General features: G+C 69.2%; 14 protein-coding genes. 3 read left to right on the top strand and 11 right to left on the bottom strand.

Annotated features, from left to right (window positions below):
- Window positions 1–3: 3 nt before the first annotated feature.
- The 5 genes from B9S64_RS13810 to hemL all read right to left on the bottom strand — a co-directional run bounded on the left by B9S64_RS13810 (window position 4) and on the right by hemL (window position 4,979).
- Window positions 4–768 (bottom strand): cytochrome c biogenesis CcdA family protein, encoded by a 765-nt coding sequence (locus B9S64_RS13810; protein ID WP_103493875.1) that lies wholly within the window; start codon window positions 766–768, stop codon window positions 4–6.
- A gap of 4 nt (window positions 769–772) precedes the next feature.
- Window positions 773–1,378, bottom strand: a complete 606-nt coding sequence (locus B9S64_RS13815; RefSeq protein WP_028441458.1) for a TlpA disulfide reductase family protein — start codon at window positions 1,376–1,378, stop codon at window positions 773–775.
- Window positions 1,379–1,445: 67 nt separating this feature from the next.
- Window positions 1,446–2,711 carry a hypothetical protein gene (locus B9S64_RS13820; RefSeq protein ID WP_103493874.1) on the bottom strand — a complete coding sequence of 422 codons (1,266 nt, stop codon included), beginning with the start codon at window positions 2,709–2,711 and terminating at the stop codon, window positions 1,446–1,448.
- A 199-nt stretch (window positions 2,712–2,910) separates the two neighbouring features.
- Window positions 2,911–3,675 carry a histidine phosphatase family protein gene (locus B9S64_RS13825; protein ID WP_258038083.1) on the bottom strand — a complete coding sequence of 255 codons (765 nt, stop codon included), beginning with the start codon at window positions 3,673–3,675 and terminating at the stop codon, window positions 2,911–2,913.
- A complete protein-coding gene (gene hemL / locus B9S64_RS13830) occupies window positions 3,672–4,979 on the bottom strand; it encodes a glutamate-1-semialdehyde 2,1-aminomutase (protein WP_103493873.1) in 1,308 nt (435 codons plus the stop codon). The genes B9S64_RS13825 and hemL overlap by 4 nt, the downstream gene beginning before the upstream one ends.
- Window positions 4,980–5,274: 295 nt before the next feature.
- Here hemL and B9S64_RS13835 point away from each other — a divergent pair, with 295 nt between their 5' ends.
- Entirely contained in the window at window positions 5,275–5,859 is a 585-nt protein-coding gene (locus tag B9S64_RS13835; protein ID WP_103493872.1) for a hypothetical protein, read from the top strand.
- A 99-nt stretch (window positions 5,860–5,958) separates the two neighbouring features.
- Here the strand turns inward: B9S64_RS13835 and B9S64_RS13840 are convergent, their stop codons facing one another.
- Window positions 5,959–6,222, bottom strand: a complete 264-nt coding sequence (locus B9S64_RS13840; RefSeq protein ID WP_103493871.1) for a hypothetical protein — start codon at window positions 6,220–6,222, stop codon at window positions 5,959–5,961.
- A 220-nt stretch (window positions 6,223–6,442) separates the two neighbouring features.
- Window positions 6,443–7,855 (bottom strand): hypothetical protein, encoded by a 1,413-nt coding sequence (locus tag B9S64_RS13845; protein WP_103493870.1) that lies wholly within the window; start codon window positions 7,853–7,855, stop codon window positions 6,443–6,445.
- A 211-nt stretch (window positions 7,856–8,066) separates the two neighbouring features.
- Here B9S64_RS13845 and B9S64_RS13850 point away from each other — a divergent pair, with 211 nt between their 5' ends.
- On the top strand, window positions 8,067–9,029 hold the full coding sequence (locus B9S64_RS13850) for a hypothetical protein (RefSeq protein WP_103493893.1): 963 nt from the start codon (window positions 8,067–8,069) through the stop codon (window positions 9,027–9,029).
- Between the two features lie 46 nt (window positions 9,030–9,075).
- On the opposite strand, the gene B9S64_RS13855 is transcribed toward B9S64_RS13850, so the two are convergent.
- A protein-coding gene (locus B9S64_RS13855) for an IS5 family transposase (protein ID WP_374936112.1) occupies window positions 9,076–9,866 on the bottom strand; the annotation gives its coding sequence in 2 pieces (ribosomal slippage) (window positions 9,076–9,549 and window positions 9,552–9,866; 789 coding nt in all).
- A gap of 201 nt (window positions 9,867–10,067) precedes the next feature.
- On the opposite strand from B9S64_RS13855, the gene B9S64_RS13860 reads away from it, so the two are divergent.
- A complete protein-coding gene (locus tag B9S64_RS13860; RefSeq protein ID WP_103493868.1) occupies window positions 10,068–11,093 on the top strand; it encodes a transcriptional regulator in 1,026 nt (341 codons plus the stop codon).
- 171 nt (window positions 11,094–11,264) lie between these two features.
- Here B9S64_RS13860 and B9S64_RS13865 read toward each other — a convergent pair whose 3' ends face one another.
- From B9S64_RS13865 to B9S64_RS13875, 3 genes are read right to left on the bottom strand one after another with little or no spacing between them, the layout of a single operon-like run.
- A complete protein-coding gene (locus tag B9S64_RS13865) occupies window positions 11,265–12,059 on the bottom strand; it encodes an enoyl-CoA hydratase/isomerase family protein (protein WP_103493867.1) in 795 nt (264 codons plus the stop codon).
- Window positions 12,056–13,336: a cytochrome P450 gene (locus B9S64_RS13870; RefSeq protein ID WP_374936111.1), complete on the bottom strand. Its 1,281-nt coding sequence runs from the start codon at window positions 13,334–13,336 to the stop codon at window positions 12,056–12,058. Before B9S64_RS13870 ends, B9S64_RS13865 begins: the two co-directional genes overlap by 4 nt.
- 60 nt (window positions 13,337–13,396) lie before the next feature.
- Window positions 13,397–14,767, bottom strand: a complete 1,371-nt coding sequence (locus B9S64_RS13875) for a cytochrome P450 (protein ID WP_103493865.1) — start codon at window positions 14,765–14,767, stop codon at window positions 13,397–13,399.
- Window positions 14,768–14,769: the final 2 nt, after the last annotated feature.

Below are 14,769 nucleotides of genomic sequence, written 5' to 3' on the forward strand. Positions count from 1 at the left end.
GACTCAGATCCCCACAGTGAAGCCGTCGGACCAGATGCGCATCTCCTGGATGAGCGTGTCCCACACGCCCGTCAGCAGGAGGATTCCGGTCACGATCATCATGCCGCCGCCGATCCGCATGACCCATGCGTAGTGTCGCTTGACCCAGCCGAACGCGCCGAGCGCCTTGCGGAAGGCGACGGCCGCCACGACGAACGGGACGCCGAGGCCGAGGCAGTACGCCACGGACAGCACGGCCCCGCGGCCGGCCGTCCCCTGCTGGAGCGCGAGGACCTGGACCGAGGAGAGGGTGGGCCCCAGGCAGGGCGTCCAGCCGATGCCGAAGAGCGCGCCGAGCACGGGCGCGCCCACCAGCCCGGTCACCGGCTTCTTGTGGATGCGGAACTCACGCTGCGTCATCCAGGGCATCAGCCCCATGAAGAAGATCCCCATGAGGATCATCAGCACGCCCAGGACCTTGGTGAGGACGCCGCTGTACTCCATGACGTTCTGGCCGAAGTATCCGAAGAGCGCGCCGCTGGAGACGAAGACCGCGGTGAAGCCGAGCACGAAGAGCGCGGCGCCCGCGACCATCCGTCCACGCCGGGCCTCGGCGAGGTCGGATCCGCTGACGCCGGTGACGTAGCTCAGGTATCCGGGCACCAGGGGCAGCACGCACGGCGAGAAGAAGGAGACGAGCCCGGCGAGCAGGGCGATGGGGAGCGCCACCAGGAGGGCCCCGCTGAAGACCGTCTCGTTGACACCGGTGGTCGCGGCGAGTTGGAGCACGAGGTCACTTCTCCGCGATCAGCGGGTCGATCATCTCGTGCAGCTTCTCCGCGTCGAGGCCGCCGAGCTTGCGGGCGGCGATCTTCCCGTCGCGGTCGATGACCACGGTGGAGGGGATCGTCTGGAGGTTGAGCGTGCCCTTGGGGAAGCGGAGGAGGAGCTTCCCCGTCGGGTCGTAGAGGCTCGGGTAGGTGACCCCGTAGTCCTTCTCGAAGTTGATCGCCAGGGACCTCTGGGTGTCCTGGGTGTTGATGCCGACGAACTGGATGCCCTGGCCCTCGGTCTCCTTGGAGACCTTGGCGAAGTGCTTGGCCTCCAGCCGGCAGGGCCCGCACCAGGAACCCCAGACGTTCAGGACGACGACCTTGCCCCGGTAGTCGGTGATGTCGAGGGGCTTGCCCTCCAGGGTGGTGCCGTCGAGCTTCGGAGCGTCCGTGCGCTCGCCCCGGGGGACGGTGGAGATCCCGCTGTTGCCGGTGACGAAATTCGTGTTGCCGCCACCACCGGAGGTGGTGCCGTCACCTGAGCACGCGGACAGCGTCAGGGCACCGGCCGCCGCCGCGGCGGCGAGCAGGGTGAAGCGGCGTCGGGGTGCGAGGCCAGAGCTCATGTGAAAAGTTTCGCATGGCAGTTCCGGCGATCTCCCGCGCCCCCCTCAATGCCCGTAAAGCCCCTTGTCAAGCCTGTTTAAAGAAAGTGTTCCAGCCACCTGCCGGGGCCTGTCCGACCTCCAGCGTGCGCAGCTTGTCGAGCACCGCCGGATCCTGCGCGTCGAGCCAGTCGACGAACTGCCGGAAGGAGACGAGGCGCACATCCGGCTTGTCCGCGACCTTTTTGATCACTTCCTCGACGGCGTCCATATAGATACCGCCGTTCCACTCCTCGAAGTGGTTGCCGATGTAGAAGGGCGCGCGGTTCGTCTCGTAGGCCCGGTCGAAACCGGCGACATAGGCGCCGACGGCCTGTTCGCGCCAGCCCGGATAGCGGGAGGGCATGCCGTTGGTCGAATTCTTCGACTGGTTGGCGAGGATGTTGTAGTCCATGGAGAGGACTTCGAAGGAGTGGCCGGGGAACGGCACGCCCTGGAGCGGGAGGTCCCAGACGCCCTGGCGCTTCTCGGGCCACATCTGCCGGCCGCCGGGCGAACTGGCGTCGTACCGCCAGCCCAGCGCCTTCGCGGTGGGCAGCAGGTTGTCCTGGCCCAGCAGACAGGGGGTGCGGCCGCCGATGAGTTCCTTGCGGTAGTCGAACGGCAGCGGATCGATGTCCGCCCAGCCGCTGTTGGTGCGCCATTGCGTGACGAAGGACACCGCCTGGTCGATCTCGCTCTGCCATTGCGCCGGGGTCCAGTGTTCGACGGATCCGGAACCGCCGCAGAAATGCCCGTTGAAATGGGTGCCGATCTCGTGGCCGTCGAGCCAGGCCTCGCTGACGTACTTCAGGGTCTCCTTGACGTGGCCGTCGGTCAGATAGCCGATGTCGGAGGCGCCCCGGGGGTTGTTCGGCGGGCGGTAGAGGGACTTCTTCGCCTCGGGCAGGAGGTACAGCCCGGAGAGGAAGAAGGTCATCGAGGCGTTGTGCTGCCGGGCGATCTCCAGAAAGCGCGGAAAGAGCCCGTTGCCGACCTCGCCGGCTCCGTCCCAGGAGAAGATCACGAACTGCGGCGGCTTCTGGCCGGGTTCGAGCCGGACGGGTGCGGCGGGCTGCTTCGGCTGCTTTCCGGTGTCGGCGGTGGAACCGTCACCGATGACCCGGACGTTCTTCTTGGGAGAGCCTCCGCCGTTCCCGGTCCCGTGCGCCCCTCCGTCCCCCTTGGGGCTCTTCTCCGGGCTGCCGGGGCTGCCGCCGTCCGACGATCCGGAGGCGCCGCAGCCCGCCACCGTGAGTGCGGCTGCGGCTCCGAGTCCTACTCCGAGAAGTCCCCTTCGGTCGATCTCACGCATAGCGTCCCCATCTGTGGTCGTTTTACCTCATTGCCATACAAACCGGCGATGGCTTAGATGAGGCTGACAACACGAGGGTTCCGCTGATAATCACAAAAATTATTACGTGACTAGACCCTTACACGAGCTCCACATCACGAGAACGGCCGAAGGGGGCGGGGGACGCCGGGGCTGCCCGGCCGTCCCCGACCGCACGGTCTCAGGCCCCGAACGCCTTGGACTTCCCCTTGACCGGCTTGGCACCCGCCCGCAGATGCGGCGGCACCAGATCCACGGCGGGCTCGGTGTACCCGACGGACACGATCTTGTCGCCCTGGTAGGTGAAGCTGGTCAGCGAGGCCAGCGTGCACTGCCGCCTGCGCGGGTCGTGCCACAGCCGGCGCCGCTCCACGAAGCTGCGCACGATCCAGATCGGCAGCTGGTGGCTGACGCAGACCGCCTCATGGCCACGGGCCGCGTCGCGCGCCGCGTCCAGCGCGCCCATCATCCGTACGACCTGCTCGATGTACGGCTCGCCCCAGGACGGCTTGAAGGGGTTGGTCAGGTGCTTCCAGTTGTCCGGCTTGCGCAGCGCCCCGTCGCCGACCCCGAAGGTCTTGCCCTCGAAGACGTTGGCGGCCTCGATGAGGCGCTCGTCGACGGCCACGTCCAGACCGTGGGAGGTGGCGACGGGTGCGGCCGTCTCCTGCGCCCGCTCCAGCGGGGAGGCGACGACATGGGTGATGTCGCGCTTCTCCAGGTGCTCGGCGACCCGGTCGGCCATCTTCCGGCCCAGATCGGAGAGGTGGTAGCCGGGGCGGCGCCCGTAGAGGACACCCTGCGGGTTGTGCACCTCGCCGTGCCGCACCAGGTGGACGACGGTGATGTCCTTCGTGCCGGCTCTGTCGGCCTTCTCGGTCTTGGTCTTCTCGGTCTTCTCGGTCACGGTGACGTCCCTCTCGCCGGTCGCGCTGTTCTCGCTCATGCGGTGGCCTCCGACGCGGCGCGCGCGGCGGCGGGCAGGGCCGCGGCGATCCGCTCGACGGCCCCCGCGTCGTGGGCGGTGGAGACGAACCAGGACTCGAAGGCGGACGGCGGCAGGTAGACGCCCTGCTCCAGCATCGAGTGGAAGAAGGCCGTGTAACGGAAGGCCTCCTGCTTCCTGGCGTCCTCGTAGTCGCGGACGGGCCGGTCGGTGAAGAAGACGGAGAACATGTTGCTCGCCGCCGAGACCGTGTGCGCGACGCCCTCCTTGGTGAGCGCCTCGCCCACCAGGGTCCGGACCTCCGCGGAGACCGCGTCCACCCGCGCGTACGCCGCGTCGTCGAGCAGCCGCAGCTGGGCGAGACCGGCGGCGGTCGCGACCGGGTTACCGGAGAGGGTGCCCGCCTGGTAGACGGGGCCGGCGGGGGCGAGCTGCGCCATCACGTCGGCCCGGCCGCCGAACGCCGCGGCCGGGAAGCCGCCGCCCATGACCTTGCCGAAGGTCATCAGGTCGGGGCGCACCCCGTCCACGCCGTACCAGCCGGCCTTCGACGTGCGGAACCCGGTCATCACCTCGTCGGAGATGTACAGGGCGCCGCCGGTCGCGCAGATCTCCTTCAGCCCGGCGTTGAAGCCCTCCCCGGGCGGTACGACACCCATGTTGCCCGGGGACGCCTCGGTGATCACGCACGCGATCTCGCCCGGGTGCGCGGCGAAGGCGGCCCGCACGGCGTCCAGGTCGTTGTACGGCAGCACGATCGTGTCGCCCGCCTGCGCGCCGGTCACACCCGGCGTGTCCGGGAGGCCGAAGGTGGCGACGCCGGATCCGGCGGCGGCCAGCAGCGCGTCCACGTGCCCGTGGTAGCAGCCGGCGAACTTCACGACCTTCGCGCGCCCGGTGTACCCGCGGGCGAGGCGGATCGCGGACATGGTCGCCTCGGTGCCGGAGGACACCAGCCGCACCTGCTCGACGGGGGCCACCCGGGCCGTGATCTCCTCGGCGAGCGCGACCTCGCCCTCACCGGGCGTACCGAAGGAGGTACCCCGCGCCACGGCGTCCTGGACGGCGGCGACGACCTCGGGGTGGGCATGGCCGAGGATCATCGGCCCCCACGAGCACACGAGATCGACGTACTCACGGCCGTCCGCGTCGGTGAGGTACGGACCCGTACCGGACACCATGAACCGGGGCGTACCGCCCACGGCCTGGAAAGCACGCACGGGTGAGTTCACGCCACCGGGCGTCACGCGGGACGCGCGGTCGAAAAGCGCCTGCGAGACGGGGGCTTCGTATGAATACGACACTTTTGTCCTGATCTGCGATTCGGGGTTCGGGGGTCCGGCCGGTGTTTCCGGCCACCGGGTGAGCAGGGAGCGCACTCTCCCCGTATGAGGCTCGTACAACGAAAGGGCGTCAGTCTCCTCGCGTCTGCGAAACTGGGGCGTCATAGGGAAAGCTCACACATGCCATGTTGTCAGAGGCACCGGCGGTCTTGCGGACAGGTGTTTCACCGCACGCCCGTGGGGGAGGTCACTGACACGATGATCGGGTTGCGCGGCGGGGCTGTGTCTCCGTAAGAAGTAGTCGGGTGGATGAGATATGCATCGCGGTGGCGGAGTGGGCGAAGGGACCGACGACCTGGGGCCCGAGCCTGCCCGGCGAGGGCGGCACCGGCGCGATGCGGAGCGCGCCCGGGACGCCCGTGTGCCCGAGGCCGACGTTCCGGGGATCAGGAGCAGTGGACGGGTGGGGGTGACCTACAAGTACTTCGGTGCCCCGGACGGGGCCACCGCGGCGCGGGTGCCCATCTCCATGCGCCCCGAGGAGCTGGGCGGCGACGAGCTGGGCATGGGAGGCATGTTCAGCAAGATCAAGCCCGAGACGGTGGCGGCCATGGTCCTCACCGGCATACAGGGCATACCCCTGCACAGGGTCCCGCCGCTGGAGCTGGTGGTGCTCCATCCCGACTACGCGGTGGTCAAGTTGCCGATGACGGTGGTCGATCCGCTGCGGGACGTCGGCGAGGAGTCGGTCGGGGCGGCGGCGTTCATCTGGTCCACGGTCCCCGACCGGGGCGGTCCGCGCGACGCGTTCAACGTCTACCAGCTGCTGCACGAGTGGCAGGACTTCAGCTACCGGCTGCACGACGCGGGGCACCAGGCGTACTGCCTGGTGTGGCCGTGAGGGGGCATCTCGCGGTTTGGGCGGGACCTTCGGGTCCCGCTCTCGGCTGAACCGGTCAGCAACCTCAAACGGCGCTCATCAGCGATGCCGCTGACCGGATCAGCCCTCGTCTTGTCCTGCCCCGGCTCCCCTGGGTGTATGGCGCCCGTCGCTTGGGTCGACCGCAAGGGTGCCCGGGGCGGTGACCCTTGTTGGGTGATCTGGAGAGCCGGGATCGGTGCCAGCGCTCAGTTCATGCCGGACCTGCCGCCACGCGCGGATGATTTGTGGCAGCCTCGCGAGCACCTCGCTGATCTGCGCCAGCAGTAGCGTGACGCAGCCGGACACGGCGAGGATGACGAGGGTCACTTCGTCCCACTTCACCGGGGCCTCTTCCTTCTGCTGGGTCCTCTCGCGCCGCTCGGGCAGCTGCAGAACCGCGCAACCGAGTCTGACGTGGACGTTGTCACTGGCAACACGCTTGACGGCACTGGGGATACCGAACTGCGCGGGCGAAGGACGCCGTGGGCAACCGTTCGGGTGCCCTGGTGCGCGGGCTTTCCCAATCCTGGTCCGTCAGCAGGTGGGCAGGCCGGGTGGCGCATCAGCCGAGTAGCGCCTGGCGGGAAATCCAGTCGAGGGCATCTGCCCCCAGCCGGTCGGGCGCTTCGACCAACGCGGCTTCTACCGCCGCGAGATCTGTCAGCGCCTCGGGTGCGCCCGACCTGTCCAGCACGGCGAGACGGTCCATTGCTGAGGCGACGGCGCCAGGCCAGCCCGGCATACCGAAGTGGGTAGGAACTTTGAACGCAGCCGAAGTGGCTCTATGCAACAACCCAGCGCGCCAGCCCTGTTCACACATCACTTCTGCGGTGAACCAAACCCGGTCGTCGACGTGCTGGACAAACTCCGCCACGGATTCGGACATCTTCCGCAGCGCGAAGCGCGAACCGCCCGCCCACAGAAGGTCCACGTCCGAGGCGACGGCCACGAACGCAAGCAGCCTCTCAGGCCCATCCTCCCGTGCGGCCACCAGCGCGGCGCGAGCCCTGCGGTATAGATCGATGCTCTGCGCGAAGATCTCCCCGTCGCTTGGCCCGTCGTCGGCCGCGTGGATCATGTCCAGCGGCCCCTCGCGCCAGGCGTCAGCCACCAGCCCGACCGCCGCCGCGCTCACCAGGGCATCCGTATCATCGGCGTCGATACCGAAGTGCGCCAGGACAACGGGGGCCTGCTCCTCAATGTCCGGAAGCAGCGAGTGCTTCTCCTCGGCCTCGGTCCTTCCCAAGAGAGCCGCGAGCCGAGGCGACAGAGGTTCGGGCTCCGGCTGCTCCACGGTGATTCCGTGCTTCGTCAGATCCTCGAAGACGGCGTCCGGTCCGCAGTCGATGTGAGAGGAGTCATGTCGTCCCGAGCAGCCTTCCGGGCATTCGAGCTCCTCGCACATCTCCGGTTCCTCAGGCTGCGCTTCGTTAATGAGGTGATAGGCGAGCCGCTCCGCCACAGCCTCCCGTGCTGTGATCATCGCCAGGTCGAGCCGGAACACCTCGTCCCTCAGCTCTGAATCCTCGCGCTCCGCAGAGGTGGGTGGCTCCGGCGCCTCCGGGAGCCAGGCGTACGCCGACTCCAGCGAGACCAGCAGCCAGGCGACCTGCAGCGGCTCGGTGTCACCGTCCCGGGCCAGCCCGGCCACGGCCTCTGCGGCCTGCCGCGCACTGTCGAGCCGGGCGAGATGCCGCTCACGCACCGGCAGCCAGGCTGCGGACTCCGTTCGGACCCGCTCAGCGTCCTGGGTCTGCGCGGCGTCACGGGCCCGCCGCGCCCGGGCGACCAACCGGGTTAGACAGGGATGGCAGCCGAACAGTCCCGACTCGGGAGTCGGCCCGAGTGGTACGGGCGGCCGTTCTTCAAAGGGCTTGTCGCAGAGGCAGCAATCCAGCGCCCCCACCTGGCGGGAGGTAGGGACAGTCGGCAGTGCGGACCGGATCATGGCATAGGCATAGTTTGGGATGTGCACGGGGCAACTCCTTCGGAAAAGCCACTGGTTCGCTCACAACGCTGTCTCCATGCTCGGGGCCATCTCCGGTTGCTTGTCATCGTTTGACGCCCGGGAGGGGGAAGTTGACGCAATCTGGCATGTGGCACTCTGCCTGCGACTTCTATGCTCTTGGCGCTATCTGGCGGTTATCCGGGCCGCCATCGGAAAGCTCGAAAGGATCTGTCGTTTCGTGACCCCCAACACCGTCTCTCTTCCAAACGAAGCCCACGAGGAGCTGGTACGCGCCCTCGAAGAGCTCCACCGAGCGGCGGGCCGCCCCGGCATGCGAAGGGTGAGCGCCCTAATCGCTGAGGGCGACCACCCGGCGGTCGTCAGCCATGAGGGAGTCCGTACGACCCTCAAGGGCCTGAACGTCCCGCGCTGGGAGACCGTGCAGTCGATCGTGGCGGTGCTCGCCGGCGCCTGCGTCGATCCCCCCCGAGACGCGACGGCCGAGGTGGCGCGGTTCCTGCCCCTATGGCGCGCAGTGCGGGAGGGCGAGCCGGGTGGCATGAAGTCGGCCCGGGAATTGGCACTGTCACAGGGTTGGGGCACGGATGACGGGCAGTGGACCGCTGAGGCGGTCGTCGGCGTGATGATCAACCCGTTTAACGCCATTGAGATCGCCCCCTCGCTCGCGGTGCCGCACGAGCCTGTGATCTCAGAGGACGAATGGGTGCAGGTTGGTGTCCGCCTCATCGAGGAGAACGGTGCCGAGTTTGCTCTACGTGCTCTCCTGCGAACCCTGAAGGGCGACTACCTGGGCGCCGAGGAAGGCAGCCCCTTCGGCTACCACTATCCGGACCAGGAAGCGGTCGAAATGCATACGGCCTTCCGCTATGGCTGCGACCGGCTTCTCCAGCGCCTGGCGGTCGAGCCGAACCTCCTCCAGCGGTCGATCAGCGCCATGCATGCTGACGAGACTATGGACCGTGAAGACCGTATCGAGATGCTGCGAGCCGAATCGGACATGTCCCTGATGCGGGAGATCATGACCGCGGCACCGGAGACCTGGCATGAACTCTCCGAGGAAGCCCATAATCAGCTCTTTGGCTATCTCATCAAGGCGATCGGCCCGGTAGGCAGATTTGGGCTTCCGCCGGACCAGCGGTTCCGCATCACCTGGCGCATCCCTGAGCCGTCGACGGCATAGATCCGTCGTAAAAGTCTCTTCTATTGCCTAAGAGCTCGTAACACGATCACGGGTGAGGCTTCTTGAGGCGTCGGTAGCAGATGAGGCTGCAGGCGAGGGAGACGAAGGCGTCGTGGAGTTCGGTGCGGCGTTCCCAGCGGACGGCGAGGCGTTTGAAGTGGTGGAGGAGGGCGAAGGTCTGCTCGACGACGTAGCGGAGTTTGCCCAGGCCCTTGATGTTCGGGCGGCCCTTCTGGGAGATGACGGGCATGATCCGGCGCTTGCGCAGTGTGTCGCGGTTCGGGTTGGAGTCGTAGCCCTTGTCGCCGAGGAGGGCTACGGGCCTTCGGCGGGGTCGGCCGGGTCGGCCCGCGACGGGCGGGATGCCGTCGACCAACGCGAGGGTTTGGGTGACGTCGTTGACGTTGGCCGCGGTCGTGATGACCTTGAGCGGGGTGCCGCGGCCGTCGCAGATCAGGTGGTGCTTGCTGCCCGTCTTCCGCCGGTCGACCGGCGACGGACCGGTGTCGGCGCCCCCTTTTTCGCGCGAATATGGGAGCCGTCCACGCACGCCCGTGACCAGTCGAGCTTGCCGGCCGCGTTCAGCTCCGCGAGCAGGACCCGGTGCAGCTGGTCGAAGACCCCCGCCTTCTGCCACCGGTCCAGGCGGCGCCAGCACGTCTGACCCGAGCCAAACCCCAGCTCCAGGGGCAGAAGTTGCCAGGCTATGTCGTTGTAGAGGACGAACAGAACGCCCTGGAGACAGCGCCGGTCCGACACCGGCCGAGGCCCCGGGGACCGCTCCGGCCACGGTGGCAGCAGCGGCTCGATCAGCGCCCACAACTCATCGTCCACGATCCACGGTCGAGTACCCACACCCTCACGAACGGCCGAATCGTCACACCGGTAACGGCCAACCAGCACACTTCAACAAGATCGTGTTACGAGCTCTAAGCCAGCGATCCCCTCGTGAGGCAAGAAACAAGCCTCCCCGAGCCCGTGCCCGCGGCACCCCACACAGATACCGTTGCATCAGTCCTGCACCTGGGGAGGAGCGACGTGGAACGCCGGGAGTTCATCCTCGCCTCCAGCGGATACGCGCTGTCCGCACTCGGCCTGCCCGACATGGACAGCATCACCCGCCGGACCAGGACCGCCCTTCCCGGAGCGGTCCGCGTCGGCCAGGGCGAGGTCACCTCCGTACGCCACATGGTCAAAGCCCTTGGCGATTCCGCCTCCGAACTCGGTGGCGGGCACGCCCGGCACCTGGCCGTCCGCTACCTCACCCAGGACGTCGCCCGCTGGCTGGAGGGCCGCTTCACCGAAGCCACCGGCCGCGACCTGTTCGCCGCCACCTCCCAACTCGTCCACCTCGCCGGGTGGATGGCCCAGGACGAAGGCGACACCCCCGAACTGCGCGGGCTCGCCCAGCACTACTACGCGCATTCCTTCCGCCTGGCCGCCGAGGCCGGCGATCCGGAACTGTCAGCGACGGCTCTCCGCGGCCTGGCCGTGCAGTGCGTCGACCTCGGCCACCGGGCCGAAGCCGTCCAGCTCGGCGAAGCCTGCGTGGAGCACGGGCGCCACCTCGACAACCCGCGTGCGGTCGCCTACTACGAGGCCACCCTCGCCAACGCCGCCGCCCAGGACAACGACCACCGCATGGCGATCAAGCACCTCGCCCTGTCCGAGACCGCCATCGGCAAGCCGAGCGCCGCGCCCGGCGACTCGTGGGCCGCCCACTACTCGCCGGGCCGCTGGGCCCACGAATGCGGCATGATCCTCTCCCGCCTCGGCGATCTCGACGCCGCGGAGGAACACCTCAACCTCGCCCTCGAGACCCACGGACTCGACCGCCGTCGCACCCGCGCCATCGTCCTCGCGGACCTCGGCGGCGTCCGGCTCCGTCAAGGCGATGTCGACGGCGCCATGGCCACCTGGCGCGACTTCCTCGACTGCGCCGACGGCATCCGCTCGGTGAGGGTCCAGGCCGCACTCCAGGACATGCGCGTCCGCCTGCGCCGGTACAGCGGGGTGCCAGAGGCGCAGGAGCTTCGCATGCTTGCCGCCCACATCGAGGCCTAGGGCGTGTAGCTCTGATTCCCGCCGCGTTGCGCGGGCACATCGAGGGCAGCGCGGCATTCCGGTGAGGCCACGCCGGTCCGGCCACCGCCTTCCGTGACCGGACCGGACCGCCCCTCGGTGGCGGCGTCTCCGCGCTGACGCGGGACGGCGCGCCCGGCGGGCGCGCGTCTCCTACGAGGCCGCCGGGCCGGAGCTCCGGGCCTGGTGGAGCTGGGCCGTCAGCAGGTGGGAGTCGAGCAGCGCCACGTCCGCCGTGCGGTCGGCCCGTGCGAAGCCGGCGAGCATGCGTTTGGTCAGGACGAGGGCCTCGGGCGAGCGCCGGACGAGCGGGCGCGTCCATTCGGCCACCGTCCGGTCCAGCTGGTCGAGCGGGGCGACCTTGTGGAGCAGGCCGAGCCGGTGGGCCGTGGACGCGTCGAACGGTTCGCAGGTGAGCATGAGTTCGCGGATCCTCGCGACCCCCGCCTCGGAGACCAGGCGGCCCATGGCCCCTCCCCAGGCGGGCGGGAGGCCGAGGCCGACCTCCGGCATCCGGAACCGGCAGGTGTCCGCGCCCGCGCGCAGGTCGCAGTAGGCGGCGAGCGCCAGTCCGGCCCCCACGACCCTGCCGTGGAGCCGGGCGACGGTGACGGCGTGGGTGTTCTCCAGCGCGTGGCACAGCCGTTGCGCCTTGTCCGCGATACGGCGCAGGGCACCACCGCTCGGATCGGCGGCCAGCGCCTCCTGGTACTCGTCGCGGTCGGCGCCCAGGCAGAAGTCCTCGCCCATGGACGACAGGAGGAGGACGCGGATGTCTGGGCGTTCGTGGAGTCCGTCGATCAGGGTGACGAGGGCGTCGAGGGTCGCGACGTCCAGGACGTCCGCCCCGCCGGCGGGATTGAGCCGGACATGGAGGACGGGGCCGTCCTCCTCGACGCGTATCGCCTCACGCGGCGGGGCGGTGAAGGTCAGGGTCATGTCGTTCATGCGAGTGCGACGTCCAAGTTCTGTATGCGGCGGAACGCCACCCGGGGCGCCCACGAGGGGCGGCGCACGAGGGTGAGCCTGGGCAGGCGGGCGACGAGGCCGCGGAGCATGACATGGGCTTCCATCCGGGCCAGCGGGGCGCCGAGGCAGTAGTGGATGCCTCCGCTGAAGGCCAGGTGGCCCGGGGTGCGCAGCGGGTCGAAGCGGTCGGGGTCGGCGTGCCGGGCGGGGTCGCGGTGGGCCGCCCCGACCATGAGGTGGACCATCTCGTCCTTGCGTACCTCCACGTCCCCAAGGGTGCGGTCGTCGGAGGCCACCCGGCTGATCACGTGGGTGGGCGCGTCGTAGCGCAGCGTCTCCTCGACGAATCCGGGGACGAGTTCGGGGCGGGCGGCCAGTCTCTCCCACCACTCCGGGCGCTCGACGAGCATCAGGGCCGTGGTCGTCAGCATGGTGGAGGTGGTCTCCAGGGCGGCCAGCAGGACGAACAGGGCCAGGAAGTAGACCCCTTCGTCGGCCTTGTCGCGGTCCGGCTCCATGGCGTCCCAGGTCGTGATCCACCGGGAGACGGGGTCGTCGCCCGGGGACGCGCGCCGTTCGCGTACGAGGTTCATGAAGTAGACGCGCAGTTCGGCGGTGGCCGCGTCGGAGAGGGCCAGTTGGCTGGCGGAGGGCAGGAGCTCCTGGGTGAAGACCTGATCGTGGGTCAGTTCCCGCAGGCGGGGGAAGTCGGCGGCCGGCAGGCCGAGCCAGTCACCGATGGCCGCGATCGGCAGTTCCTCGCTCACCAGGGCGGCGAAGTCGGCCTCGCCGGAGCGCAGTCGCTCGGTCAGCGAGTCGAGGAGGCTGTCGGTGACCCGGCTCACCGTCCGGCCGAGGCGTTCGATGGTGGCACGGTCGAAGGCGCCGGCCGCGCGGCGTACCCGGGTGTGGTCCGGTGGGTTGAGGGCGGGCAGAGTGCTGCTCATTTCCCGGGACGACGGCGCGTTCCAGCGCGTGCCCGGGCCCTGTTGCTCGCGCCAGCGTTTGTCCGGTTCCAGCCATTCCCGGCCGCGCACTATTCGGTCGCAGAGATCGAAGCTCGTGACGAGGAGCCCGCCCCAGGGTGCGCGGCTGACATCACCCCTCGCCCGGAGTTGCTCGTAGACCGGGAAGGGGTCTGCTTGCCCCTGTGCCGTTCGCAGTCGGGAAAAGAGAGATACGGCAGCCCGGCGGTCGGACGACGGAACGGTGGTAACCCCCACGGTGGCGGCTCCTTCCTGAGCATCAGCCGCCATGCATACCCGTGGGGCACATTAAGCATCCAATAACACAGAGTTCAATCCTAGTTACTTACGTCACTCGCCCCTCGTCCATGCCAGGAAGCGGCTGAACAGGCCGGACTTGTTCAGCGGAGCCGCCGCAGGCTGGGCGGCCGGACGCGGGGTGCCGGGCGCGGAAGGCTGCGGTGCGCGGGCCGCGGTCTGGTGACGGGCCGCCTCGACACCGGCCGACGGCACCGTACGCGGGGAGAACCGGACCGGAAGCGTCACCAGCGAGCGGCTCCACGGCGACGGCGCCCAGGTCAGGGACTTGAAGGGGACGCGCATCTCGATGTCGGGCAGCCGGTTGAGCAGCGACTCGACGGCGGTGGCCGCCATCATGAACGCCGGGTCCTTGGCCGGGCACGCGTGGGGGCCCGCGCCGAAGGCCAAGTGGGCCTTCCCGCTGAGCTGTTCACGGTGCTCGGTGAGCCTGGGATCGGTGTTGGCGGCTGCGAAGGAGATCAGGATCGGGTCGTTGGCCCGGATCGTCCGGCCGGCCAGATCGACGTCGTGGGTCGGGTAGTGACCCGCGTAGTTGGCGATCGGCGCGTAGTTCCACAGCGTCTGCGAGACCGCGTCCTCCACCGGGAGGCCGGTCTGCCAGTCCTCGCCGAGGTACAGCGCGCTGCTCGTGCCGATGGTGGCGGTCAGGGGCGCCGTACCGCCGGAGAGCAGGGTGACGAGCTGGTGCAGCACCTCCTCGTCGCTCAGCTGCGCCGGGTGCTCCATCAGACGCGTCGTCAGGTCGGCGCCGGGGCGCCGCCGCTTGAGGGCGATCAGCTCGGCGAGTGCCGCGCCCAGCGTCTCGTCCGCCCCGGGGGTCCCGTCGAAGATACCGCTGATGCCGACGATGACCCGGTCGCCGACCGCGGGCGGGCAGCCGAACAGATCGCTGAAGACCAGCAGCGGCAGCGGCTGGGCGTAGTCGGCCATCAGCTCGGCCTGGCCCCGCGGTTCGGAGCTGAAGCGGCTGATCAGGTAGTCGGCGGACTGCTGGGTCTGCCGGACGAGCTGGAGCTCGTTGACGGTGGCCAGGGAGTCCGTGACCGCCTGGCGCAGCCGGGCGTGTGACGCGCCGTCACTGAAGAGCGCGTTGGGCCGGTAGCCCATCATCGGCAGGGCGGGGCTGTCCTCCGGGATCCGCCCCTCGTTCAGCGCGCGCCAGCGACGGGAGTCGCGGACGAAGGAGGCGGGGTTCTGGAGGATGTGCAGGGCGGCGTCGTAGCTGGTGACGAGTTCCACCTCGACGTCCGGCGCGATGTCCACCGGCGCGCTCGGGCCGGCCGCGCGCAGGTGCGCGTAGTGGCCCTCGGGGTCGGCGCCGAATTCGGGGCCGTACAGCTGGACGTTCCCGTGGGCGGGGCAACCGGACGGTACCCCCTGGGTGTCGAAGGGCTGTTGCATGC

This window comes from Streptomyces sp. SM18, assembly GCF_002910775.2.
Taxonomy (GTDB): domain Bacteria; phylum Actinomycetota; class Actinomycetes; order Streptomycetales; family Streptomycetaceae; genus Streptomyces; species Streptomyces halstedii.

Coding starts and splice junctions, on each gene's coding strand:
- B9S64_RS13815 (WP_028441458.1), bottom strand. CDS start 1,378: ATGAGCTCTGGCCTCGCACCCCGACGCCGCTTCACCCTGCTCGCCGCC.
- B9S64_RS13820 (WP_103493874.1), bottom strand. CDS start 2,711: ATGCGTGAGATCGACCGAAGGGGACTTCTCGGAGTAGGACTCGGAGCC.
- B9S64_RS13825 (WP_258038083.1), bottom strand. CDS start 3,675: ATGAGCGAGAACAGCGCGACCGGCGAGAGGGACGTCACCGTGACCGAG.
- B9S64_RS13835 (WP_103493872.1), top strand. CDS start 5,275: ATGCATCGCGGTGGCGGAGTGGGCGAAGGGACCGACGACCTGGGGCCC.
- B9S64_RS13865 (WP_103493867.1), bottom strand. CDS start 12,059: ATGAACGACATGACCCTGACCTTCACCGCCCCGCCGCGTGAGGCGATA.
- B9S64_RS13870 (WP_374936111.1), bottom strand. CDS start 13,336: ATGGCGGCTGATGCTCAGGAAGGAGCCGCCACCGTGGGGGTTACCACC.
- B9S64_RS13875 (WP_103493865.1), bottom strand. CDS start 14,767: ATGCAACAGCCCTTCGACACCCAGGGGGTACCGTCCGGTTGCCCCGCC.